Raw genomic sequence first — 25,083 nt, 5'->3', positions numbered from 1 at the left:
ATTGCTATGCAATTTCCTCGTAATGACGTATATCTCTTTATTTTACAATACACTCATTAGACTACCTACCTCAATATCTTCTATAACACCACTTTTACGATCTTTTAATTCAACAATATTATTTGCAGCTTTTTTAGGACCAATTATAATTTGATGAGGTGAGCCTATAAGATCATGCGTTGCAAATTTAATGCCTGGACGTGCTTCGGTATCGTCATATAACACTTCTATATTTTTATCTGATAGCTCTTTATAAGCCATTTCCGCAAGCTCTACGCATTTACTATCATGAATATTTAAATTAATTAGAGAAACTTTGAAAGGAGCAACGCTAGAAGGCCATATGATACCTTTCTCATCACAATTTGCTTCTATGATAGCAGCAACTAACCTTGAAATGCCTATACCGTAAGAACTCATTTCTATAGGAGTTAGTTTACCATGCTCATCATTAATAAGTGCATTCATATTAACCGAATATTTTGAGCCTATATAAAAAATATGCCCAACTTCTATTCCTTTACTGCTGGTTATTTCTTGTTCAGATACAGGTAATTTATTTACTTCATATTTTTCTTCAGCTGCCGCGTACCAACTTTTAATTTCCTCTACATCGATATCAGGATTATCTTTTAATGTCTTAAATTTTTTATCGTAATAAATAGTACTTTCACCAGTTTCAGCGATTATATGAAACTCATGGCTTAAATTGCCACCGATCGGACCGTTATCGGCAATAACAGGGATAGCAAACACGCCTAAATCCCTGAAAGCATTGATATAAGCCTTATACATTTTATTATAGGTTTTAACAGCATTTTCTTCATTTATATCAAAAGAATAAGCATCTTTCATTAAAAACTCTCGTCCTCTCATAACACCAAAACGAGGTCTAATCTCATCACGAAATTTCCATTGGATATGATAAAGATTTTTCGGCAAATCCTTATATGACTTAATATTATGACGAAAAATATCCGTGATCATATCTTCGTTAGTAGGACCGAATAGTAAAGTATTATCGTGGCGATCTTGAAATTTCAGCATTTCTTTACCGTAATTATCAAAACGTCCCGATTCCATCCATAAATGTGCCGGCTGAATGCAAGGCATTAGCACTTCCAAAGCTCCCGCTTTATTCATATTTAAGCGTACTATATTCTCAATATTCTTCAATACTTTTAAGCCAAGCGGAAGCCAAGTATAAATCCCTGCTGCTTGCTGCCTAATCATTCCACTTCTAAGCATTAATTTATGCGAAGTTACTTGAGCTTCACTTGGCTCTTCCTTTAACACAGGTAAAAAATATTTTGATAATAACATATTTTATTTACTTTCTTGCTATATTTATAATCATTTATTTTGTCATACCGCGACTTGACCACGGGATCCAGTTTTTTTAATTTTTTTTTCTGGATACCGCGATCAAGTCGCGGTATGACAAAATGACTGGATTCCCGCCTCCGCAGAAATGACATTAATAACGTATCACCTTTTAGCAGTAAGGTTTAAAAACTCATGACGATATTTCTGCTGTTCGGCAAATATACCCGTATAATGCATGGTATTCATAACGCTATTATCTTGCATTACACCACGCATTGACATACAGCTATGTACGGCAGAAATCTTAACGGCAACGCCAAGCGGCTTTAAATTCTCCTGCACGCTTTCTGCTATCTGTACCGTCATTTTTTCTTGGATTTGTAGTCTTCTAGCAAAAATATTTACTATTCGTGCTAGCTTACTTATGCCGACAATACAATTATCAGGAACATAAGCTATATCTACTGTACCGTTAAAAGGTAATATATGATGTTCACAGAAAGAGGTAAATTTTATATTCAGTAAGATAAAATCTTGAAAATTACAAGTTTCATAAAACTTGGTATTTAATATTTCTGCTACATCCTTTCCATAACCAGAAAATATTTCTGCGTAGCTATTAATTACTCTATCAGGCGTTTTAAGCAACCCTTCTCTGCTTGGATCTTCACCAATGAATTTTAGTAACGTTCTTACTGCATCTTTAGCTGCTTCTCTAGTTGGTTTACTCATGTGCTAGTTTTATACTTTTAAAAAACATTACTTTAACACAAATATATACAAACATCAAGCCGCCTACTATAGCAATAAACCCTCCTCCGCCCATCATTACCATTAATAGCTTAGCTGACATCGGCATTACACTATTTGGGTCTTTCCGCATAACACCGTAACCACCGGCGAATGCTAGACCTAGTATGTGCAGAATCTGCCCGAATGTTAGGAGGTAAAATGTAAAATTAATAATATTGTCATTACGAGGAGGCACGAAGTACCGACGCGGCAATCTAGGGAGTTTTTGTATTACCTCATGAGATTGCCACGCTCTTTTTAGTCGCTCACAATGACGTTGATACCTCCCAATACCTAAATAACTAAACCCCATACAAGCAATGCTAATCCCTACTATAGACCCGTGATAATGAGCAGGAATTACTACATTTATACCTGTGATATTCATTGCTATAAGCCCGCCAAGTAAGAATAAAGTAATAGAGCAAAGTAAGATAGTTTTGATTACTCTGTCATTTATTGTAACCGTGTCATCCCGCGGCTTGACCGCGAGATCTATAACATTATTCTGATATTTTGTTTGGATCTCGCGGTCAAGCCGCGGGATGACAAATACCCACACCAACTCAACCCCCATACCTATTAAACATAAAACAGGAGCAATGCCGCCTAGATATTTCATATGATTTGTATAAAATACTTTGAAGGCTCCATCGATAATATCATAAAATATATGACCGAAAAGTGTAAGAATTCCGAAAATAAAATTTAAATAAAGCAAGAAAAGATAGAATTTTTGAAATTTCAATTCTCTAGCTATTAACTCTCTAAATAAACTAACCCAAATAAATATTAATATTTGAGTATATATAAATTGCAGTAAATGACCTCCGCTCCAAAAAAGTAATTCATAATAAAATTCTATCTCGATTGGAATAATTTGAATGAGGTTTTGCAAGCCATTATAAGACCATCCAAAACAAAAAAAACTTAAAATAAACATTATAATAGTCGATAATACGGTAAAATTAACTAAACTATTTAAGTTCGTCCAATCGAAGAAATATAAAATATTTATAGCGTACAATAGCAACGTAACACCAAATAAGCTTAACCCCACAATAAATACGATATTTTCAAGCATCGGTATATAATTATTCATCACCGGATTATGCCCGGCTATTGGGGAGATGGCGATTAGAAGAGTAGCTAGAAAAGCAAGTTTGGGGTAAAGGCGAAACACGTCATTGCGAGCGAACGTAGAGAACGTGGCAATCTCAGAAATTTTGTATTGTTTCATGAGATTGCCGCGTCGAGGATTGGCCTCTCCTCGCAATGACGTTTCCCCCCCCCAAACACTAGCCGTAACGGACAATAACCAAATCAATACCGATAAATTAACATGAATAATTAAAGCAGATTTGAAAATATGTGGATTTGGGAAAAAGCTTGATAATTGCGGAGTACGTAGTACCACCAAAATAATTGAATATAAACCCGCAAATCCCAAGGATAAAATACCAAGCTTAAGCCAAGAATTAGTTAAGCTATTATTTTGTAATTGATTGGTAGAATTCATAACTACAGGTAAATATTAAATATAATCTACAAATAGCTCACGGTATTTAAATAAGCAATATTTTTTTATTTGCTTTAGAAGCTAACATACGATATTAATAAGTCAATCCAGAGTTAATAGTTAGATATTACTAACCACCTACGCATCGGTATCGGTATTTTAATCTTAATAGGAATGAAATTTTATTAGGTAAACGTATTAGTTCCCATAGTGAGTCTAGTTATGCTCCTGTCGGTGGACATTTAGAATTTGGAGAAACATTTGAAGAATGTGCTATCCGTGCAGTTTTAGAAGAAACAAATCTGATCATTGAAAATCCACAATTGATAGCGGTGACTAACGATATTTTTGAAAAAGAACAAAAGCATTACGTCTTGATTTTCCTTAAAGCTCATTGTTTAAATGAGCATGAATTACAGAATCTTGAGGCTCATAAAGTAGAAAGCTGGTAGTGGTTTGCTCTTGATAATTTACCCTCTAACCTTTTTCTACCTCTAAAAAGACTCATTGAGAAAAAATGTTATTTATATAAAAAAAGTATTGATTAAATAAGTTTATCTAATTTTAAATATCCGGACGCGTATTTGTGTAAAACACTAGCAATAAGAGTTTGATAAGACATTCTTTCTTGTGCTGCAATTCTTTTTATATGATTTAAATCGTATAACGGCAATCTAATATTAATTCTTTCCGATTTTTTAAAAAAATTAGCTGCGGCAATTTTAGCTATATTTTTTTGGCTCTCTAGTTCTTTTTTAGGTAACTCTAAAAGCTCATCTTGTTCAAAATAATCTAGTATTTCTTGTTCTTTTTCAGTAAATTTGTATTTTTTCATAATCTAAGCATTAGTTTGACAATATCATCCTAACTTAGCAATATTAATAAATGATCACCTTGATATAATTATGATAATACAGATTTTATTGTTGTAGTGGATTGAATGGTGGGTTTGAGAAGACTTGAACTTCCGACCTCACGCTTATCAGGCGTGTGCTCTAACCAGCTGAGCTACAAACCCACAGTGTAGAAATATGGTGAGCTCGCCGGGATTTGAACCCGGGACCCTTTGATTAAAAGTCAAATGCTCTACCGACTGAGCTACGAGCTCTTAAATATTCTTAAAATATTGCATATATTCAAAAATTATGTTTTACTTTATCGCCGAAAAAGGCTAATCTGTCAACAATTATTTTTTAATTTAAACTTAGAAAGTTTATGCGGCATCAGGACGTGGCTATAATTATCCCCTCAAGGCTAAGTTCAACTAGGCTTAAACAAAAACCGCTGCAGCTTATCGGCTCTATAACTTTAATCGAGCGGGTATTCAAACAAGTAAATCAAGCGGGCCTTGAGCATACATATGTTGCAACCGACTCGGAAGAGATAGCAAGCATTATTACAAAAGTCGGAGGAAAAGTAATATTCACGGATAGTGCTATCCCAACCGGTACTGATCGTACTTATGAAGCTTTTAAATTAATTCCAAATAATCAAAACATTAATTACATAGTTAATGTACAGGGAGATATGCCTTTCATTGAACCTAGCTCTATTTTGAAAATTATAGAATATTTAAAAAACAGCAAATACGATATTGTTACACCGATAGTAAAAGTAGATAGGGAATCAGTGAAAGCTAGTAGTAATGTTACCGTAGCAGTTGACTCGGCGGGAACAGCATTGTATTTTTCGCGTAGTCTTATTCCAAACGGTGCAGAAGAATTTTTATATCATGTAGGCATGTATGGTTTTCGCAAAAACGCTTTAGAAAAATTTGTATCTCTTAAGCCAACTTTTTTAGAAAAAACAGAACGTTTAGAACAATTACGTGTCCTTGAAAACGGCATGACTATAGGTACATGTTTAGTTGAGAATGTTCCTATTTCCGTAGATACGGAAGAAGACTTAAAAAAAGCAGTAAAATTTTACGAAAATATTAGTAAACTAGGTTTATAATAATGGTACATTTCATTTTTGTTACCGGCGGCGTTGTTTCATCACTCGGTAAAGGTCTAACGGCAGCATCTCTTGCTATGCTATTGCAAGCGAAAGGTTTTAGAGTAAGTGTACGAAAACTAGACCCTTATCTTAACATTGACCCGGGAACTATGAATCCTCACGAACATGGTGAGGTATATGTAACCGATGACGGAGCAGAAACTGATCTAGATCTTGGACATTATGAACGTTTTACCGGAGTTTCTGCATGCAAATTTGATAGCATCACAACAGGTGCGATATACTCAAAATTACTTAAAGATGAACGTTTAGGAAATTACGCCGGCGTTACTGTTCAAGTCATCCCGCATGTTACAAATATAATAAAAGATTTTATACTTTCAAACACCAAGGGTTTTGATTTTATTATTTGTGAAATAGGCGGTACAGTCGGTGATATTGAAGGTCTACCGTTTTTTGAAGCTATAAGGCAAATTGGTAACAAATTAAAAAGCGAAAATTGTTTATTTATTCATTTAACATTATTACCTTATGTTAAAACCGCCCGTGAATTAAAAATAAAACCTACCCAACACTCAGTTAAAGCATTACGCGCTATAGGTATTTCACCTAATATACTAGTGTGTCGTGCAGAACGTAACATTTCAAAAGGCGAAATAGATAAAATAGCTTTATTGTGTAATATAGAATCTGAGTATGTTGTTCCGGCAATAGATCAAAAAAATATATATTTAGTACCGATTGCATATCATAATTCAGGTCTTGATAATAAAGTATTAAAATTTTTTAATATTAATATAATGCCGTCTAAATTAGATAAATGGCATGATATAATTAATAGGATAAAAGATTCTAATTCAAAAGTAAGAATCGCTATAATAGCTAAATATCATAAATTAAAAGATGCTTATAAATCAGTAATCGAGGCACTTGATCATGCAGGTATTTATTACAAATACAAAATTGATTTAGTATGGATAAATGCTGAAACTCTAACTGAAGAGAATATTAATAAAAAATTATTAGATATAGATGGGATTTTAGTACCAGGCGGATTTGGAGAACGGGCAACTAAAGGAAAAATTATAGCAATAAAATATGCCCGTACTAATAACATACCTTTTTTTGGAATATGTTTCGGTATGCAACTTGCGACGATCGAAATAGCTCAGAATTTAATCGGTATTAAAGATGCAGTAACGGAAGAATTTAAAGTAGACGGTACAAAAATTATTGAGAAAATAAATAAAAACTGTGAAGACTCAAAAATAACAATTGAAAATGTAAAAAAGACTATGAGGCTCGGCTCTTATCCTTGTAGTTTGGTCGCAAGTACCATTGCAGCTAATGCTTATAAAAGCCTTGAAATAAATGAGAGACATCGTCATAGATATAAATTTAATAATGAATTTCAAAATATTTTTGAAAAACACGGAATAGTATTTAGCGGTTTTTCAAAAGATGAAGAGATTGTAGAAATAATTGAACTACCGCTACTGCGTTGGTTCGTAGGAGTACAATTTCATCCGGAATTTAAATCTAAACCTTTTGAAGCTCATCCGTTATTTATTCAGTTTATTAAAGCAGCGATTGAGTATAACAAATGTAATTAACAATAATATATGAGACTATGTTAAAAAATCTTGACATAGTTTTTATTATAGTCTAGGGTGCATAAAAATAATATAGCCGGACAGTTTCTGAAAAGCGTTATAGGTCATTCCCGCATATGCGGGAATGACCTATAACGCTCTAAGCCTTGCAAAAACATAACATTTTTCAAAACTATCTGGTACTAAAAAAATAAGCTCATAGTAAATCAATGGATAGCGTGGATTCTAATTTCACAATTTGGAATAAAGCCAGAAACAGTAAATTTAGACATATAGTATGGCCGATTAGATCGTATGAATTAACCAAGTTCATCCCGATGACTTTACTAATGTTTTTTATTCTACTTAATCAAAACTTAGTTCGTAGTATTAAAGATAGTTTTGTTGTTACCTTAATTAGCTCAGAAGTATTGAGTTTTATCAAACTTTGGGGCGAAATGCCGATGGGAATTTTATTTGTTATTTTTTATTCTAAACTCTGTAATATTATGACAACAGAGCAAGTTTTTAGGATAATTACCGGTATTTTTTTATTTTTCTTCGCAATTTTTGGTTTTATTTTATTTCCGTACAGAGAGTTTTTTCATCCCGATCCCGAATTAATTAAGCACTATATCACTGTTCTTCCTCACTTAAAATGGTTTTTAATAATTTGGGGACAGTGGAGTTTGGTATTATTTTATATTATGGGAGAGTTATGGCCGGTTATAGTCTTTACTCTTTTATATTGGCAGCTTGCAAATAAAATTACTAAAGTCGAAGAAGCACCAAGATTTTACTCATTTTTTACTTTATTCGGACAAACTAATTTACTCATCTCAGGAACCGTAATTATTTATTTTGCTAAGAGTGAGCATTTCTTATTACCTTTATTTTCTCATCTCAACGATACAAATGAAATTCTTTTAAAATCATTTATTACGGTTATTTTAATATCCGGATTAATTTGTCTAGCTCTTCATAAACTTATTGATAAATCAGTCGTAGAAGCTGACAAAAATATTAAATTTAAAAACCAAAGAACGGATATATTAAAATTAAACTTGGTCGAAAGTGCAAAAGTAATATTAACTTCTAGATATCTCGGTTTTATTTGTCTTCTTGTAATGTCTTATTCTATGAGTATTAGCCTAATAGAAGGATTATGGATGTCCAAAGTAAAGCAACTCTATCCCGCGACAAAGGATTTTATGGCCTATCACGGTAAAGTGTTTTTTTGGACGGGAGTACTCACGTTAGTTAGTGCGTTTTTAGGCAGTAGTTTAATTAGAATATACGGCTGGTTTTGGGGAGCTATTATAACACCGATTATGATGTTTGGAGCAGGTTTTATGTTCTTTTCATTCACGGTTTTTGAAAATCACCTAGGAAATATCGTAAATACTCTCGGCTATAGTACGCCGCTTGTCGTTATAGTTTTTATCGGCGGACTTTGGCATGTACTTTCTAAATCCGTAAAATATTCACTTTTTGATGCTACTAAAGAAATGGTATATATTCCGCTCGATAGTGAAATGAAGACCAAAGGTAAAGCTGCAGTTGATGTTATGGGTGCTAAAATCGGTAAATCAATAGGTGCTATTATTCAATTCATATCCTTTAGTATTTTCCCGAACGCCATACATAACGACATAGCCGGTTTATTGATGTTTAGTTTTATTATCGTATGTCTATTATGGCTATATGGCGTGAAAGTTTTATCGAAATATTATAATAAGATGATACAACGTTGATAAGGATATCCATGCCTGCGAAGGCTTGCTTGCGTTGATACCTAATCTTCATGAGCTACGTAGGCGTTGTTGCATGACTCAGAAAAGGCGTACGATGTCATTCCTAGCTCAACATTGTTGCGTAGACCGGTAAAACCCCCTGTGTCATCCCGTGGCTTGACCACGGGATCCATAAAAACAATAAAAAATACTAATAATTTTAGTATTTTTAATTGGATCCCACGATCAAGTCGCGGGATGACATCGGGAAAACTGATCCACTCAACAAGGCCCGAAAGCGGGGATCTAGCATAATAACCTCAAATATCGATATAGAGAAGTTATTATGCTAGATTGCCGCCTACGCGGGAATGACATAAAACGATCCATGCATACAATGCTGAATAGGAATGACCAGTGCTTTTCAAAAATTGCTTGATGCTATGAATCAAACTACTGTATTTTGAATATCCTCTCCTATTAATCCTTGATCAAGCAAATCAAAAGCCTCATCCAAACACTTATATACTGCATTTTCTTGAGCTACTTCCGAATAATCTTCGATTAACCCTAGATTTTGACAATAATAACAAGTTGAGCTTTTAAACCATCACTCTATTGATTTTTAATATAATCTAATATCATTTTTAAAACAGCTTGGCTTACTATCCTTTGCTTTTTCATATTTATTTTTTAAGCTCTGTAATCTGTCAACATATACTCTTAACGTCTCTACTTCTTTACTTTGATATATTAAGCCCTCTATTTTTTCAATTTGTTTTATTAACCGCTCTGCCTCCTTCATACGGTTCTTTACATTGTCTTACTAAATTTGCTTTTGTAAAATTAGTATTGTTATGCATTAATAGTGAAAGAATAATTTTGTTTTCTACTGAGTTACGACCACAGTAATGTAATACTTCACCCATCTGTTTATAGTCATTCACCGTAGCACCATATTCAAGTAACATTTTGGCTTTTTTAAAATTACCTGTAATCTCTAAAGCAGTATCACCATTCTCATCTTATATATTAAGATCAATACCTTTTTGTAGTAACTCTTTAAGGTCTGCTAAGTCAGTTACATAATGTAGGGTACTTTTGTTTTCTGGTCTATCTACCGTATCAAAACTAATATCTTTACTGTTTTACTATTAAGACTATTGTTAATACTAATGCGTAAATCATGAAACATTTCTGGAGCGGTTTTACATTCTTTTGTATTACTCCCCTTTCCTATACAAGATTTAAAAATATTTATTAACTTAGAAATTTTAGGCATAATTATTTTTTTTAGTTATTTTATTAAGATTCCATGTTTCATGGTATTTTTGACTCGGCATTATATTAATCTATTTTAATAAAGTCAATGTGAATGGTTAATTTTTATGAATTAACCAATTAACAATATAATTTAAAAATTCTTTTTTCTTGAATCTATTTGTAATATAGTAATAGGCATATTTAATATTTGTAGAGGGAGTAATGAAACAAAATCCAAAAATCTCATTAATAGGTAGCGGTAACATAGGTGGTACACTTGCTCACTTAATTAGCCTTAGAGAACTCGGCGATATCGTGTTATTTGATGTGACTGAAGGAATACCGCAAGGAAAAGCATTGGATCTCATGCAAGCCGGTACAATAGTCGGGTCTGATATCAAAATAAAAGGCACAAACGACTATAAAGATATTGAAGGATCTGATGCCATAATTATTACTGCCGGTTTACCAAGAAAACCAGGAATGAGTAGAGACGATTTAATTAGCATTAACACCGGTATTATGAAAACGGTTGCAGCAAATGTTAAAAAATACGCTCCTGATGCCTTTGTAATAGTCATTACCAATCCACTTGATGTTATGGTATATGTCATGCTTAAAGAAAGCGGATTGCCTCACAATAAAGTAATCGGTATGGCAGGAGTACTTGACTCATCAAGATTTAATCTTTTTCTTGCTGAAGAGTTTAAAGTATCAGTTAGCAATGTTAATAGCACGGTTCTCGGCGGTCACGGTGATGCTATGGTACCTCTTGCAAGATATTCTACAATATCAGGCGTGCCGATACCTGACTTGATAAAAATGGGCTTATCAAGTAATGAAAATATTGAAAAAATAATCGATCGTACTAGAAACGGCGGCGGTGAGATTGTTGCATTACTTAAAACAGGTTCTGCTTATTATGCTCCCGCAGCCTCAGCAATAGAAATGCTTGAATCATATTTAAAAGATAAACGTCAGATTCTAACTTGTGCCGCTCATTTACAAGGTGAGTACGGCGTACATGATTTATATGTCGGAGTGCCTATTATGATCGGTAAAGAAGGTGTTCTAAAAGTAATAGAACTGCAGTTAACCGCAGAGGAAAAAGCACTATTTGATAAATCAGTCGAGGAAGTTAAAAAACTCATTGAGACGATAAAATAAATGATAAAATTATATTATTGAAGCACAAATGCAACAAGATTTAAAATATTGAATTAATACTAATTATTAATATTGTTAATTGAACATACATGGTATTACATTTTGGTTTATTTTTATTAATAGAGGGAAATTATGAAACATAAGAATGAATTAGACCGGCTAAATTTAAATTAATATTTTAGAAACAGATAAACTAGCTATAACACGCGGTCAACAAAAAGTAGAACTTAGCCTTAAAGAAGAAATAATCAAGTTAAGGGAAGCAGTTCAAGAAACAATCAAAAATCCAACTAATAATGAAGAATTTAATAAGACATCAAAAGAAATTTTAGGTTTGATTAATAATATCAACTCTCATCAACCATCTAGATTACAGGCAGCTAGAAATAAAATCCTGAGTAGTGGAGAAAGCCCTAATACTAAAAATACAGAAATAGAGGGATTTTTTCTTGAACAACATGAATGGGATAAATTTCAAGAATTAAGAGAAAGATTACAAAAAATAAAAGAGTCTAGAGAAAAATTAGATGAAATGAAAAATTTTTATACCTTGATAATGCCAGGGATTTTTCAGATGGTTTACAAAATTTATTTGAGAAGTTAAAAAATAAAGAAGAGACAGGGGCAAAAGAACTTATAGAAGCTTCTAAAAATATACTCAGCAAAAAAGTATATCAGTAAATAAAAATTACTTCCGTAATACTAATAATTCAAGCGAATTAGATTTACAATATAAGATGTTGTTAAGATAATATCTCGCCAAATATCAAGGAGGCTCTAGTCTTATATGCCAGAAGTAATAACAATATTGATATATTATCTGAAGAATTAGCAAATAAATTTAAAAATATATCAAATTTAATCAAGCAAAATGAATCAGTACTACAAAAAGAAACAGGTAAATATTCTCCTTCTTCAGAAACTATACCTGAAGATTCTATACCTAAGTTATCACCGGCAATAGTACATTACTCAACAGAACTTTTTGCAAAACTAGAAAATTCATTCAATGCACTAGCACAATTCACTGATAAAATATTAATAGATACCGGCAAATCTTATGTACAACAGGCAAATATTAATCCTAAATCTACCGTTTCTAGATCTTCTTCTATTGATTCAGGAATAGGCTCAAGTCAAGAAGAATTATCTACCACATTTGGAAAAAGCAGCTCTACTAATTTAATTGAAGCTCTTGATTTAGCACAAGCGAAAATTTTATCAAATTCAAATACAGCAAAAGATACGTTAACGGCAACACAAGAACTACAAAAATCTATCCAACAAAAAGAAGTAAGCAATGAAAGACTTACTCAAGAAGAAGTAGATAATATTTATAAGACACTAGGTATATTTGAAGAAATTAAGGAATATGAAAAGAGCGACAATTCACGTGTTCCTCGTTTACTAAATAAAAATTACTATAAGCTAACTGATCCTCGTGAGGAGCGTAGAAGCGATAATATCGCTTTAGAGCAGGATGATAATGGAATGCTAACTACTGATACTGATTTAGAGTGGGATGACACCGGAATGCTGCCTCCTGCCCCAAATAGTGCCGTTTCAGATAAATTAAAAGAAGCAGTAGATGATTATATATCTGAGCTACAAAATGAAAAGCTATCTAAAGATACATCCCCGAAACAAGTTGAGGCAATAACTCATCCAATGCAGGAAGCAATACCGACTCCTCCTGCTCTTTCCTGGAATACTCATCCTATATTCGATGATACAATAAAGTTCTTAAAGAGGTTTAAAGAAGAGATCGATAAATTTCCACAAGATTATACCTCTACCATACCTCTATATTGAAATAATGTTAATAGAAATTTAGGAAGAAGTGAATTTTTAGCCAGTATGGTATCGACTTCTTAACAAGATGAGAGAATTAATGATATATTAGATACACTTCAAAAAATTTCTACTAATTGTATTAAGATAAGTAATAATGATGATAAATTTAATAAAGAGATTAAAAAATCTTTTGTAGAAATTAATACCACATTAAAAAATATAATAGAATATTTAAATTCCAATATAGAAAAAGTTCAAAAGAATTTATCTAATTTAGAATCTTTGACTTATGAATTATCTAAAAATACATCTCTGAAACATATTAAGCAATCAACCCAAGATCAACCTAAAATATCTACAGGAGCAGTTACCGGTATAAAAGATAGAATAGCAAAATTTGAAGCAGACTCTGACAGCAAAATCAAAAAATACTGAACAGAAGAAAAGAAACAGACTGTAGAAAAACAACATGAAAATACTCAATCTGACTATATAACTCCTCAGAAAAATTTTGAGTTTGAAAATCGAGGTAAAGAAATTAAAGAAAATAGTACCAATTGAAAAAGGCTTTGATAGTAAAACAACAAGATACTGGACATCACCGGCGGGATGGGATAAATGGGAGGAAGAAAAACAGAAAGGTATAGGAAAAGAGAATGAACTAATAAAACCTCGTACAAAATTTGCAATAGAACATTCTAAACATACTCAATCTAAAGAGCCTATATATCATCACACTCCTGAAAAATTGAATATTAACGAAATAACTCACGATTTAAAGCTAAAAAGCAATGCAAAAAACTTAAAAGACAACTTTGAAAACTTAGCAAAAGAAGCGAAGCAAATTGGGACACAAGCACAGCAAAGCTCCAAATCTTCAAGTAGTCCTAGCATAAAACCTACAGGTTGCAGTAAAGACGAAAGAAATATCTAAGGCAATTGATGTTATTCTTGTTTTTGGGTCTTGTTGCATGGCTTGTTTATGTCATTCCCGCGGAGGCAGGACTCCAGTAAAACACATAAAAAACAAGTTTTTTATGTGTTTATTTTGTCAAATATGTAAATTCTGTATCAATATTGAAGTTATTTTTCTAGATCCCCGCCTTCGCGGGGATGACATTGAGTAGGTTTTTCGAGCCATACAACAAGGCTTTACTGTTGTGAGGATGACATCCTGCGTAAAACTAACACTGTACTCATTAATATTATAAGCAAAAATATGAAAAAGCTTAAAGTGAGAGATAGTGACTTAAAAGTTTGCCATAACAACATACTAAAGAAAGGAGTAGTTGAGGATAGAATAATACCTCCAAAAGAATGTGATAGACTATAAAGCCTCATTTTAACATTAGTCTTAAATAAGGATTGAACAATAATTTGTAGCGGTACTGCATAAAATGCTGCAAGTCCTATTAATATAACGGGACAAAGAATATTAAATATTTGTTTGTATAACATTATTTGCATTCCTAAAGCAACAATAATGCTGACAAATAAAGCCCATGTAATCTGTCTTAAAGGGTTTATTTTATCGGCAAACAGCCCTGCAAAAACAGCTGATATTCCATAGGTAGTAGTAAGAGCTATATTCATAAATCTTATTTCAGGATGATTTATAAAAGCTATTTTTGTTAAAAAAACTCCTAAGAAAATTACTAAAAAGTGATACACTCCTCCAATAGCACCGTTTATTAGTAATGCTATTATAACGGATAGTTTATTATTCCATATAATTTGCCGCAAGGTACTTTTTGATGACGTTCTTAAAAATTCGCTACTTTCTTTAAAAAAATTTCTCATCAAAATAGCAAATAAACCAAATATTGCACCAATAAAGAAATTAAAACGCCATAAATATTGGATATCGGAATTACTAGCGTAATAATAAGCTATAGCCGCAAGTAATGCACCTATTTGGCTACAGCATGAAACTATTCCTATATTTAAATTTTTCTGATTATCTCCTGTTTTTTCAGCTACATAAACCTTTATTCCGTCAACTTCTCCGGCAAGGCTTGCTAAAAAAACCATTCGACATAATGTTAGTATTACCGTAGCAAAAATACCTATTATCTCAAAGGAAGGAGTAATAGCAATTAATCCGGTAGAAATGCTACTCATGCACATTGATATCTTGATAGATTTAGTACGCCCGTATTTATCTCCGATAAATCCAAAAATTAAGGACCCTAAAGGTCGTATTATAACGGCTGCACTAAGAATAGCAAAAAAACCAAGTAGTTGTTTATCCTGCTCTATATTAGGTAAGAAATTTTGTGCAAGAATACTAGCCGATAAACCGAATAGAGCATAATCATAATAACGGATAATCGTTGTAAAAAATGCAACTAAAAAAGCTGAATTAGACATATAATATTTTCTTTTTGTGGCCACATCATATGATACCAACTATTTAGGCTGTGTGAAAGAAAATTAATTTAATCTATTTTTACTCTTGGTGTCTACAAATTATAAGATTTTTTTGAAATAGGAACAACTACAGCATAATTTCAATATAGAAATCTTTTATATTTATTTTACTATTGTAGTTTTAATTATAAAATTTTATATTTGGTATATATTCAATTTTTAACTGTTTTAAAAATATGCACTTAGAATATAAAGTTACTATATCTGAAAATGGCAGAATAAATATTCCTGCAAAAATTCGTGATCAATTACATCTTGCTTCAGGAGATCAGTTAATGCTAATACTTGATAAAGAATTAACATTGATTCCTCTAAAAAATAAAATTAAAGAATTTCAAGCATTAGTAAAATCTAGAAATAAAGATAATATATCATTAGTTGACTCTTTAATTGAATCAAGAAGAAAGGAATTTAATAATGAATAAATATATTTTAGATTCATCTGCTTTACTTGCATTATTTAACTTAGAAACTGGTAGTGACAAGGTCGAAGAATTATTACCGTTATCTATTATGTCTACAGTAAATATAGCAGAAGTAGTAGCTGAACTAGATAAAAAATTGAACATATCTTTTACTCAAAGTAAAGAAATGATCTCAGTTTCAATAAATAAAATTGTAGCCTTAGATTTTGATCAAGCTATAGAAATTGGACGCTTAAAGAAAGAAACAGAACAATTTGGCTTATCTCTTGGTGACAGAGCTTGCATTAGCCTAGGATTAATTACAGGCTATCCTATATATACTGCAGATAAAATTTGGGCTAAACTGCAATTAAATTGTAAAATCGTTCTAATTCGCTAGGCTCTATGAAGATTTCTAATTGATTTGCTATTTTGAGGTATTTTTTAGCGAAAATTAATAAAATTTTTGAAAGAATAGCTACTCCTATTTCAAAGAAACCTTATGATTTGCAGCAAAAAATAACCAAAATTAAATCTTCTTAGAAATCTTCATAGAGACTAACAGCTCATTTTATGATAAAATTCGAAAAAAGAGCCATTATAATACTATAATAATTACATTCCTCTTCCTAAGTTTTGCTTTTCTATTTTTTCTCTTCGTGCTTTTATAGCTTTTGTTAGTTCTTCTTTATGCTTATCTCCTCCTTGAGGCATTTGCTTACCAACATCCTTTGCCTCTTTTTTTATAGTTTTTGGAATTGATATAGGTGGTGGCGGAGGCGATGGGGGAATAGGAATACCGCTTCCAGGCATTAGAGGCGGCATCGGTATAGTACCACTAGGCACAGTTGGAGTATTTTTTGAAGATTGATTAACAGCTTCTGCTTGCTGCTGCTTTATCTTCTCTTCTTTCATACGTTTTATAGCTGCTAATGCTCCTTGTTGCTGTAAATCTGCAGCTGTCGGCTCTCTTTTTGTAGAAGTTAAGTATTTATTTTTATTATCAAACTTTTGTTCTCTATCGGAAGCACTATTAATAGTATTATGTTCTTTTTCTATAGCCTTAAATTGATTATTAATAGCTTCTAATTCTGCAGCGATTTTCCATCTTTCTTCTCTAGTAATATTAGAATTAGCTTTTTTTTCTTCAAGCCCCTTTTTCCTCTCTTCTAGTTCTTTCTGTTTTTGCTTTAATTCTTCTATACGTTTTGCATGATTATCTATTTTTTCTTCTGTACTCTTTGTTTGCTGCTCGAAAGAATCCTGTACTTGTCTGCTTTGAACTTTTTGCTTTAACTCTTCATCAAAAGAAAGCGGTTCATTTCGTACAGGCTGTCCTAAATCAGAATGTATTAGACCGTCAAAATTTTCTCTAGAAGCTAACAGTTTTTTACTGGTATCAGGTATTTGAGGATCATGTTTTCGTAAACCTTTTGTAATTTCTTGTATATTTTTATTAAGTTCTGTAATCGACACCATTTTACCTCTCACAAGTTAATTGATTTTAAAGACATAGTAATTAAACCTCTTTTATAGCTTCAACACAAGCAAAAATTGCTATTTTTAGTATTTCATTAGCTGTTGCTGTAGCTTGAAGTATTTGAACGGGTTTTTCAAAACCGTTTGTTATAGGACCTATAAAGCTGTTTGACGAAAATTCTTGTAACAACTCAGTAGAAATAGCAGCTGAATTTAAACCAGGCATAATTAATACATTTGCAGATCCTGATAATCTACAAAATTTATATAATTTACGTAAATCACCATCTAAAGCCACTTTAACCGACATCTCTCCGTCATATTCAAAATCTACCTTCATGCCGCTCAGCTCTTTTTTGTCTTTGCTAAAATTATCTAGTATATTTACTGCTTCACGAATACAAGCTGTTTTTGCCTTAGAAGAATTACCGAATGTTGAAAAAGAAAGAAGTGCAACACGAGGCGTGATTCCCATATTTTTAGCAATTTCTGCAGTTTGGGTTGCTATTTGTGCAAGTTCCCAGCTGTTTGGATGTTCTGTAATACAATTATCGGCAATAATAATATTATTATCTTTAGCAATCATAATTGAATAACCAAGGATGCTACGATTAGTTTTTGGTGAAATGACTTTCATGATATCTTCTAAACTATCGATATAACTTTTCGTAACACCGGTTAGAAGAGCATCACCGTCACCGCATGCTAACATACAAGCAGCGAAAATATTCTTATCAGTTTTAACAAGCTTTGCACAATCACGGTATAAATAACCTTTTCTCTGAAGTCTTTTATATAAATAATCAGTATATTTCTCTAAACTATCGCTTAAGGCCGCATTCATTATTTGAATTCCGTCTAAGCTAATATCTTGACCTATCTTTTTTAACATAGCCTCAATTCGTTCAACACGACCAATTATAATCGGATGACCGTATTTCTTGTCTCGCATCATAAGAGCGGCAGAAATTACTTCTTCTTCTTCACCTTCAGCAAAAACAATCCGTTTAAGCGGTGCATTATGAATTTTTTCAGCTAAGAAATTCATATAGTTAGCAGTAGGATTTAATCTGCTACCTAATTCTTTCTTATATTTACCTATACTAAAATCTTTAACCCTAGCAACGCCGCTTTCTATTGCAGCAACGGCAACCGCCGCTGCTACTACGGTAATTAAACGAGGATCAAACGGTACAGGAATGATATATTCCTTACCAAAAACCATCTTACGCCCTGAGTAAGCTTTATACACCTCTTCCGGTACAGGTCTACGGGCTAAATCTGCAATGGCTTTTGCCGCAGCTATTTTCATTTCCGTATTAATAGTCTTAGCTCTTACATCTAATGCTCCTCTAAAAATATAAGGAAATCCCATAACATTATTAATCTGATTATTATAATCAGATCGCCCTGTTGCTATAATCGCATCATCGCGCACAAGTTTTATATCTTCCGGAGTAATTTCCGGATCAGGGTTAGCCATAGCAAAAACAATCGGATTACTTGTCATTCTACTCACCATATCTTTAGTTACTGCCCCTTTTACCGATAACCCTATAAATACATCAGCGTTATTTAAGCTTTCCGCTAAAGTTCTAAACTTGGTATCACTTGCATATAGCTCTTTCCATTTATTCATACCTTCTAGGCGTCCTTTGTAAACAACGCCTTTAGTATCACATACAATAATCTTTGATTTATCGGCTCCAAGAGCAATTAATAAATCAATACAAGCAATAGCTGCTGCACCTGCTCCGTTAACTACGATTTTTAAATCTTCAAGCTTGCGATTAGTAAGATACGCAGCATTTATTAGCCCTGCGGCGGTAATAATCGCTGTTCCATGCTGATCGTCATGAAAGACCGGTATATCCATTAAAGATTTTAATTTTTCTTCTATAATAAAACATTCTGGAGCTTTAATATCTTCAAGATTAATACCCCCAAAACTATAACTGAGATACTTCACAGCATTAATAAATTCTTCAGGATCTTCCGTATTCACTTCCAAGTCAATTGCATCAATATCAGCAAATTTTTTGAATAGTACCGCTTTACCTTCCATCACCGGTTTTGAAGCGGCAGCTCCTAAATTACCAAGCCCAAGTACGGCAGTACCGTTAGAGATTACGGCAACTAAATTACCGCGAGCAGTATATTTATATACATCCTCTAAATTTTTAGCAATTTCAAGGCAAGGAGCCGCAACCCCTGGGGAATAAGCAAGTGATAAATCTTGCTGAGTAACTAAAGACTTTGTTGCAGAAATAGCAATCTTACCAGGCTTATTTTTTTCATGATATTCAAGGGCCTCAGCATAATTTATTTTATTCATTTCATCCATTTTAGAAATTCCTGTTTTATTTGTTTGTTTTGGTTTTTCGTCATTGCGAGCAGACGCAATAGGCATCGACGAAGCAATCTCAGGCAACATTCCTGAGATTGCCACGCTCCTTTCAGTCACTCGCAATGACGTGGTAAATTCACCCCATTATATACATAATAATTGATATAGTAACTACCGAGAAAAAAGTAGTAAATGTTATAATCGACGCCATAGAATCAGGATCACCGTCAAGTTGACGAGATAAAACATAAGCCGTACTCGCACATGGAAGGCAGCTATATAATATTCCTACCGATCTATCTAATCCGTCAATAGACATTAACCATAGTACTACTACACTAACTAGAGGAAATGCAACTAATTTAACAAAGCTTGTAAACATTACATTATGTAAAAGCTCTTGTCTAATAGTAAAATTAAGCCCTGCCCCAACATTTAGCATACCGATAGCTAAAGCGGCATTAGAAAGGCTATCTAACGTTTTCTTAAGCCCTAAATGTAATTCAAGATTTGAGTAATTAAAAACGAATCCTACTAAACTTGCGATAATTAATGGATTACGCACAATTAATTTCATCATTAAAACAAAACTAGTGCTAATAGTATTAGTAACGGATTTATTAGGGATATAATAAGCGAAAATCATTACCGATAAAATATTGGTAAAAATAATCATATAAGAAGAAATAATGGCAACGATTGAAAGCCCACTAGAACCAAGCAAGGGGCTACTTACCCCAAAAAAAATGTAGCTATTATAACGAATCGATCCTTGAAAAATAGAAGTAAATTGGACTTTATCTATGTTGTATTTTTTTTGGTAAATTATAAGACCGATTGATACAAGAATAGTGGATATAATAAGAGCCACTACTAATTTAATTATGGGTGCAATACTTAAATCTGCAGTAGATACGTAACTAAACAACATGGCAGGAAATAGTACAAAATACGATAATTTCTCAATACCACGCCAAAATTCTTCTGAAGTTAACCATTTATTTTTGATAATACTACCAAGCAGCGTAATTAAAAAAATAGGTAACGTACTACAAAAAATTTCATTCATTTGTTAATAGTTTTTATTTTAACGTCATTGCAAGGAGCGAAGCGACGTGGCAATCTCGTCCAACTTCCTGAGATTGCCACACTCACTTCGTTCGCAATGACGCTTAGATACCCATGCTGGAATGATATATAGGCTACAACTGCCCTTCAACCAGCTTTTTCATTTCCTGCACCCCGTAAAGCTTTATAAAAGTCCCAAGTCTTGGACCTTCATTCTGTCCAAGCAATATTTGATATAAATCTTTGAAGTAATCACGCAGATTTTCATATCCTGCTTTCATTCCTATATCATATATTGCTTTCTGAATTGCTTCAGCTTCGGTTTGATCAGCTATATCAGATAACATATCTAATATATCCTGCAAAATAACCTTATGCTTTTCAGAAGGAGATAAATATGATTTATGTGCTTTAATAAAGTCATTATAATATCTTATAGCAAATTCTGCTAAATGGTCAAGATAAGGGTTAGTATTTGGAGTTGCTTTTGGCTCATATTTGCTAATAAATCCCCAAAGCACCGATTTATCCGAAGGATTACACACAGAAGTAAGATTTAAAAGCAACGAATAGGTAATTCCAAAAGTCTCAATTTTCGGTACATTTCCGTGATGGATGTGATAAACGGGATTTGCAAAACGCTTTGCCATATCCTCTTCTAAATGATATTTCTGATTAAAAGTAATATATTCATCAACATTTTTAGGAATTACATCAAAAAACAAACGTTTAGCTCTAGTCGGATTTTGATACATAAATAATGCCATACTTTCAACAGGAGCATATTTAAGCCAATCATCAATGCTAATACTATTACCTTTTGATTTGGATATTTTCTCACCGTTTTCATCTAAGAATAACTCATAACATAACTGCACCGGCGGCTTTCCTCCTAGGATTCGGCAAATTTCCGAATAAAGACGAGCATTTGCCAAATGGTCTTTGCCGTACATCTCATAATCGACTTTAAGCGCAGCCCAACGCATACCAAAATCCGGCTTCCACTGTAATTTGCAATGCCCTCCCGTTACCGGTACTTCTATATAATTACCGGCTTTGTCTTTATACGTTACAGTGCCTGCTTTAGCATCCCATTTCTCTATAGGTACTTGCAGTACCTTACCTGTGTTCGGACATATAGGCATGAAAGGTGAATAGGTAGCCTTGCGCTCTTCTCTAAAAGTCGGTAGCATTAGCTCCATTATCTCATCATATTTCTCAAGCACCATTATCAGCATCTCATCAAACATACCAGCTTTATAACAGTTAGTACTGCTATAAAATTCATACTCAAAGCCGAATTTATCAAGGAATGAGCGAAGCTTTGCATTCATATAATGCCCATAACTTTCACATTCACCGAATGTATCAGGGATAGAAGTAAGCGGCATATCCATATACTGTGCCACCATTTCAGGATTTGGGATATTGCTAGGTACTTTACGAAGCCCGTCCATATCATCGGAAAAGCAAATTAGTTTAGTCGGAATATCGGATAATTGCTCAAATGCTTTCTGTACCATCACCATACGGGCATTTTCACCAAAAGTACCGATATGAGGTAAACCTGAAGGACCGTAACCCGTTTCAAATAATACATACCCCTTCTCAGGAATTTTACCGTTTAAGCTATCTAATATCTTCTTAGCCTCAACAAAAGGCCACGCGTTTGACTTAATAGCATCTTTCCAAATTTCTGACATTGATTTTTCTTGCGCTTTAATTAATAATCAGTGACAATATACTAAATTTATTTATTTGTAAAATATCAAATTAAACACCGTCATTGTGAGGAGCGAAGCGACGTAGCAATCTCATCAAACTTCCCGAGATTGCCACGCTCCTGGCAGTCGCTCGCAATGACATTAAGAACAAAAAAACCATGCCATTTAATACTATTATAAATTACATCAGAAAAGATAGCTATAAAGTTCTACATTTAGGACTGATTGCAATTTCTATAATAGCACTTGCTACCTCTTATATTACTGAATATATCTTCCATTATACACCCTGTCCTTTATGCGTTTACGAACGATTTCCCTATTTAACCCTAATCAAAATTTGCTTAACTGCTTTAATCATCCGACAGTTAAGTAAATATACTTTAATATTCATTCTCCTAACTATCCTTAGCTCTTGTATATTATCAACCTATCATAGTTTCGTAGAAAGAGGCATAGTACAACCAAGTGCTCTTTGTTCATCAATGCTTCGTATCCCGAAAGGCTTGTCTATACAACACATCAAACAAATGTTCTACTCGCAGCCAATCACGTCCTGCATGAAACCCGCCATCAAAATCTTTGGTATTTCTATGACAGAGTATAATCTACTCTTAAATATCGGTCTTCTAATCTGTTTACTCCTCGTTTGGTTTTATACAAAATCTAATAAATAGTTAAAAAATTAACTATTGGCTTGCTTAAATTCAAAATATTATGTATAATGCTCGCACGACAAAATAATATTTAAACATAAAGGAATATTTATATGATGAATCAACCAACAAATAATGCTAATTACAGACTTCAAGACGGTAGTACGGTTTTACATAATGCAGCACGTATAGGGAATGTAAATAATGTTAGACTTTTACTTTCACAAGGTGCCAATGTTAATGCTTTAGATGCTAAAGGAAAAAAACTATAGATTATGCATCTAAACCAGAAATTAAAGAAATACTAACTGATTCCGCTAATGCACGCTCAGCACTGCCTGAATTCAAAGCAGAACAAAAGCTTGCTGAGATGAAGAAAAATATTAAAAATGAGGATGATAAAAATAAAATTATCAACGGATTAATTATGAATCCTGAATTTTATTCTGATATAGATGATGTTACAAGAGAGAAATTAATAGAAAAACTTTTTAATTATAATATTAACTATAATAATCCAGTAATAGCTCCGGTAGCAGCACCGGCACCAGTAACAACCACTACTTCTACAGAAATAGCAGCAGAGGACAATGTACGTGCACCAAACCATGAAATATATGACACCTTAATTGAAGCTGAAGACAACCGTACACCGTTTAGTATAGAAGCCTCAGCCAGAAATGCAAATATTGTTCAAAAATTAATTGAGCAAGGTTATGATGTCAATGCTAAGGATTAACAAGGGAATACGGCATTATTTTATGCAAGCACTCAAGAAATAGCTAAAATTTTATTAGACAAAGGGACAAGTTTTGAATTTGAGCATAAATATCTATACTAACCTATACATTATGCGGCAACAATAGGAAATAAGAAGCTTTTTACTTGAAAAAAATGTGGATGTTAATACTAAAGATGGAAAGGGACGTATACCTATACATTATGCAACTTATTCTAAACAGCACGAAATAACTCAAATTTTATTACAACCCGGCAGTGAAATTGATACAGTAGACAATTATGGCGGCACACCTTTTTTCTATTTGCTACTAAAGCATGAATCAGGTCAAAATAAAACGTTACTGGACTTCTTTTTAAATAATAAAGTTAATCTTAACATTAATGCGTGTGGTGAGTCAATTTTTAATCACGCATTAACATCAAGAGATAAATGGTTACTTGAGAAGTTAATATCTAAAGGTGCTGATATAGGACAAGGCGTTCTATTGCATAATCCATTCGATCACAGTATAGCAGAACTTGTAAAGATAGGTGTTGATAAAGAAAAGATAATTTATGCATTAAAAAATATAATTCTCATATTAATGAGCAATTAAAAATTAACACCATACAAAAATACTTGGGTGCAAAATCAGCCAACTATTATAAAGACATGGATGTTAATGATTATAATTATGATTTACCGGATGAAGAAGGGGTTGCAAAAAATACACACGAAAAATTATTAAAAGATGTTATGCAACGTCTTAAAAACGGTGAAGATAAAGATGGCATTATTAATACATTAATTGAGATTAGTATTAATGAAGATACAAGAGCAGAGTTAATAGAAAAAGTTTTAAATTATAATGTTAATGATAATAATCCTGTAGCCGCTCCAACATTAGTAACTCCTGTAGCAACCCCTATAGTAGTGCCGGCTCCATCAACTTCAACAGAAGAAAAGTTATCGGCTGAAGTGAAGACACGCCTTACAATAGAGAAAATAAGAATGATCTTATTAATTTCGTACTTCTTTATCAGACTACTAACAAGAATGTAAAAAGTGAGTTAATAGATTATATTTGTGAATATTCTTTCGGTACTGAA

Annotated in this window: 27 protein-coding genes, 2 tRNA genes and 1 pseudogene; 16 read left to right on the top strand and 14 right to left on the bottom strand. The window is 32.9% G+C overall.

Annotated features, from left to right (window positions below; all coding sequences use genetic code 11):
• Positions 1–42 precede the first annotated feature (42 nt).
• From proS to RJP_RS02815, 3 genes are all read right to left on the bottom strand, one after another.
• Entirely contained in the window at positions 43–1,323 is a 1,281-nt protein-coding gene (gene proS, locus RJP_RS02825) for a proline--tRNA ligase (RefSeq protein WP_014120734.1), read from the bottom strand.
• A 165-nt stretch (positions 1,324–1,488) separates the two neighbouring features.
• A complete protein-coding gene (gene folE / locus RJP_RS02820; protein ID WP_014120733.1) occupies positions 1,489–2,058 on the bottom strand; it encodes a GTP cyclohydrolase I FolE in 570 nt (189 codons plus the stop codon).
• On the bottom strand, positions 2,051–3,637 hold the full coding sequence (locus tag RJP_RS02815) for a cbb3-type cytochrome c oxidase subunit I (protein ID WP_014120732.1): 1,587 nt from the start codon (positions 3,635–3,637) through the stop codon (positions 2,051–2,053). The genes folE and RJP_RS02815 overlap by 8 nt, the downstream gene beginning before the upstream one ends.
• Positions 3,638–3,816: 179 nt before the next feature.
• Between RJP_RS02815 and RJP_RS07710 the strand changes: the two genes are divergently transcribed.
• Entirely contained in the window at positions 3,817–4,089 is a 273-nt protein-coding gene (locus RJP_RS07710) for a nucleotide triphosphate diphosphatase NUDT15 (RefSeq protein ID WP_081497896.1), read from the top strand.
• A gap of 92 nt (positions 4,090–4,181) precedes the next feature.
• On the opposite strand, the gene RJP_RS02810 is transcribed toward RJP_RS07710, so the two are convergent.
• The 3 genes from RJP_RS02810 to RJP_RS02800 all read right to left on the bottom strand — a co-directional run bounded on the left by RJP_RS02810 (position 4,182) and on the right by RJP_RS02800 (position 4,745).
• Entirely contained in the window at positions 4,182–4,472 is a 291-nt protein-coding gene (locus tag RJP_RS02810; RefSeq protein ID WP_024704523.1) for a hypothetical protein, read from the bottom strand.
• Between the two features lie 106 nt (positions 4,473–4,578).
• Positions 4,579–4,655, bottom strand: a tRNA-Ile gene (locus tag RJP_RS02805).
• Positions 4,656–4,669: 14 nt separating this feature from the next.
• Positions 4,670–4,745: transfer RNA gene (locus RJP_RS02800), tRNA-Lys, on the bottom strand.
• A gap of 107 nt (positions 4,746–4,852) precedes the next feature.
• On the opposite strand from RJP_RS02800, the gene RJP_RS02795 reads away from it, so the two are divergent.
• From RJP_RS02795 to tlc2, 3 genes are all read left to right on the top strand, one after another.
• Positions 4,853–5,593, top strand: coding sequence for a 3-deoxy-manno-octulosonate cytidylyltransferase (locus tag RJP_RS02795; protein ID WP_014120731.1), 741 nt, complete (start codon positions 4,853–4,855; stop codon positions 5,591–5,593).
• Between the two features lie 2 nt (positions 5,594–5,595).
• On the top strand, positions 5,596–7,209 hold the full coding sequence (locus RJP_RS02790) for a CTP synthase (protein ID WP_014120730.1): 1,614 nt from the start codon (positions 5,596–5,598) through the stop codon (positions 7,207–7,209).
• A 209-nt stretch (positions 7,210–7,418) separates the two neighbouring features.
• Positions 7,419–8,942 (top strand): nucleotide exchange transporter Tlc2, encoded by a 1,524-nt coding sequence (gene tlc2, locus RJP_RS02785; protein ID WP_024704522.1) that lies wholly within the window; start codon positions 7,419–7,421, stop codon positions 8,940–8,942.
• Between the two features lie 604 nt (positions 8,943–9,546).
• Here the strand turns inward: tlc2 and RJP_RS10375 are convergent.
• Complete coding sequence (locus tag RJP_RS10375; protein ID WP_024704521.1) at positions 9,547–9,726, bottom strand: hypothetical protein; 180 nt, start codon at positions 9,724–9,726, stop codon at positions 9,547–9,549.
• A complete protein-coding gene (locus RJP_RS10370; RefSeq protein ID WP_024704520.1) occupies positions 9,692–9,892 on the bottom strand; it encodes a hypothetical protein in 201 nt (66 codons plus the stop codon). Before RJP_RS10370 ends, RJP_RS10375 begins: the two co-directional genes overlap by 35 nt.
• A gap of 514 nt (positions 9,893–10,406) precedes the next feature.
• Between RJP_RS10370 and mdh the strand changes: the two genes are divergently transcribed.
• Together mdh and RJP_RS10365 are read left to right on the top strand one after the other, a co-directional pair.
• Positions 10,407–11,351 (top strand): malate dehydrogenase, encoded by a 945-nt coding sequence (mdh, locus tag RJP_RS02770; RefSeq protein ID WP_014120728.1) that lies wholly within the window; start codon positions 10,407–10,409, stop codon positions 11,349–11,351.
• A 334-nt stretch (positions 11,352–11,685) separates the two neighbouring features.
• Positions 11,686–11,955 (top strand): hypothetical protein, encoded by a 270-nt coding sequence (locus RJP_RS10365; RefSeq protein WP_024704519.1) that lies wholly within the window; start codon positions 11,686–11,688, stop codon positions 11,953–11,955.
• A gap of 532 nt (positions 11,956–12,487) precedes the next feature.
• Here RJP_RS10365 and RJP_RS09755 read toward each other — a convergent pair.
• Positions 12,488–12,652, bottom strand: a complete 165-nt coding sequence (locus tag RJP_RS09755) for a hypothetical protein (RefSeq protein WP_014014209.1) — start codon at positions 12,650–12,652, stop codon at positions 12,488–12,490.
• A 190-nt stretch (positions 12,653–12,842) separates the two neighbouring features.
• On the opposite strand from RJP_RS09755, the gene RJP_RS02755 reads away from it, so the two are divergent.
• The 3 genes and pseudogenes from RJP_RS02755 (at position 12,843) to RJP_RS02745 (ending at position 14,079) form a co-directional block, all read left to right on the top strand.
• Positions 12,843–13,163, top strand: a complete 321-nt coding sequence (locus RJP_RS02755) for a hypothetical protein (RefSeq protein ID WP_024704518.1) — start codon at positions 12,843–12,845, stop codon at positions 13,161–13,163.
• Between the two features lie 264 nt (positions 13,164–13,427).
• A pseudogene (locus RJP_RS11290) lies at positions 13,428–13,755 on the top strand (hypothetical protein); the annotation flags it as partial.
• Between the two features lie 138 nt (positions 13,756–13,893).
• Positions 13,894–14,079 carry a hypothetical protein gene (locus RJP_RS02745; protein WP_024704560.1) on the top strand — a complete coding sequence of 62 codons (186 nt, stop codon included), beginning with the start codon at positions 13,894–13,896 and terminating at the stop codon, positions 14,077–14,079.
• A 218-nt stretch (positions 14,080–14,297) separates the two neighbouring features.
• Here RJP_RS02745 and RJP_RS02740 read toward each other — a convergent pair whose 3' ends face one another.
• A complete protein-coding gene (locus RJP_RS02740; protein WP_024704517.1) occupies positions 14,298–15,515 on the bottom strand; it encodes an MFS transporter in 1,218 nt (405 codons plus the stop codon).
• A 236-nt stretch (positions 15,516–15,751) separates the two neighbouring features.
• Here RJP_RS02740 and RJP_RS02735 point away from each other — a divergent pair, with 236 nt between their 5' ends.
• Entirely contained in the window at positions 15,752–16,000 is a 249-nt protein-coding gene (locus tag RJP_RS02735; RefSeq protein ID WP_010977150.1) for an AbrB/MazE/SpoVT family DNA-binding domain-containing protein, read from the top strand.
• The gene (locus RJP_RS02730) at positions 15,993–16,379 is read left to right on the top strand and encodes a type II toxin-antitoxin system VapC family toxin (RefSeq protein WP_014120726.1); all 387 of its coding nucleotides are present in this window, start codon (positions 15,993–15,995) and stop codon (positions 16,377–16,379) included. The genes RJP_RS02735 and RJP_RS02730 overlap by 8 nt, the downstream gene beginning before the upstream one ends.
• 215 nt (positions 16,380–16,594) lie before the next feature.
• Here RJP_RS02730 and RJP_RS10355 read toward each other — a convergent pair whose 3' ends face one another.
• The 4 genes from RJP_RS10355 to RJP_RS02710 form a co-directional block, all read right to left on the bottom strand.
• Complete coding sequence (locus RJP_RS10355; protein WP_024704516.1) at positions 16,595–17,458, bottom strand: hypothetical protein; 864 nt, start codon at positions 17,456–17,458, stop codon at positions 16,595–16,597.
• Between the two features lie 40 nt (positions 17,459–17,498).
• Positions 17,499–19,802, bottom strand: a complete 2,304-nt coding sequence (locus RJP_RS02720) for an NADP-dependent malic enzyme (protein ID WP_014120725.1) — start codon at positions 19,800–19,802, stop codon at positions 17,499–17,501.
• 139 nt (positions 19,803–19,941) lie between these two features.
• Entirely contained in the window at positions 19,942–20,874 is a 933-nt protein-coding gene (locus RJP_RS02715) for an AEC family transporter (RefSeq protein ID WP_010977145.1), read from the bottom strand.
• 133 nt (positions 20,875–21,007) lie between these two features.
• Positions 21,008–22,576: a lysine--tRNA ligase gene (locus RJP_RS02710; RefSeq protein ID WP_014120724.1), complete on the bottom strand. Its 1,569-nt coding sequence runs from the start codon at positions 22,574–22,576 to the stop codon at positions 21,008–21,010.
• Between the two features lie 179 nt (positions 22,577–22,755).
• On the opposite strand from RJP_RS02710, the gene RJP_RS07670 reads away from it, so the two are divergent.
• From RJP_RS07670 to RJP_RS02690, 5 genes are all read left to right on the top strand, one after another.
• Entirely contained in the window at positions 22,756–23,274 is a 519-nt protein-coding gene (locus RJP_RS07670; protein ID WP_014120723.1) for a disulfide bond formation protein B, read from the top strand.
• Between the two features lie 92 nt (positions 23,275–23,366).
• Positions 23,367–23,525, top strand: coding sequence for an ankyrin repeat domain-containing protein (locus RJP_RS10350; protein WP_225981204.1), 159 nt, complete (start codon positions 23,367–23,369; stop codon positions 23,523–23,525).
• Positions 23,526–23,623: 98 nt separating this feature from the next.
• Entirely contained in the window at positions 23,624–23,992 is a 369-nt protein-coding gene (locus RJP_RS02700) for a hypothetical protein (protein ID WP_014120722.1), read from the top strand.
• A gap of 157 nt (positions 23,993–24,149) precedes the next feature.
• Positions 24,150–24,590, top strand: coding sequence for an ankyrin repeat domain-containing protein (locus RJP_RS02695; protein ID WP_014120721.1), 441 nt, complete (start codon positions 24,150–24,152; stop codon positions 24,588–24,590).
• A 23-nt stretch (positions 24,591–24,613) separates the two neighbouring features.
• The gene (locus RJP_RS02690) at positions 24,614–25,036 is read left to right on the top strand and encodes a hypothetical protein (protein WP_014120720.1); all 423 of its coding nucleotides are present in this window, start codon (positions 24,614–24,616) and stop codon (positions 25,034–25,036) included.
• The last annotated feature ends 47 nt before the right edge of the window (positions 25,037–25,083 follow it).

This window comes from Rickettsia japonica YH (assembly GCF_000283595.1).
GTDB lineage: Bacteria > Pseudomonadota > Alphaproteobacteria > Rickettsiales > Rickettsiaceae > Rickettsia > Rickettsia rickettsii.
This window is presented reverse-complemented; position numbering and strand designations above follow the sequence as displayed.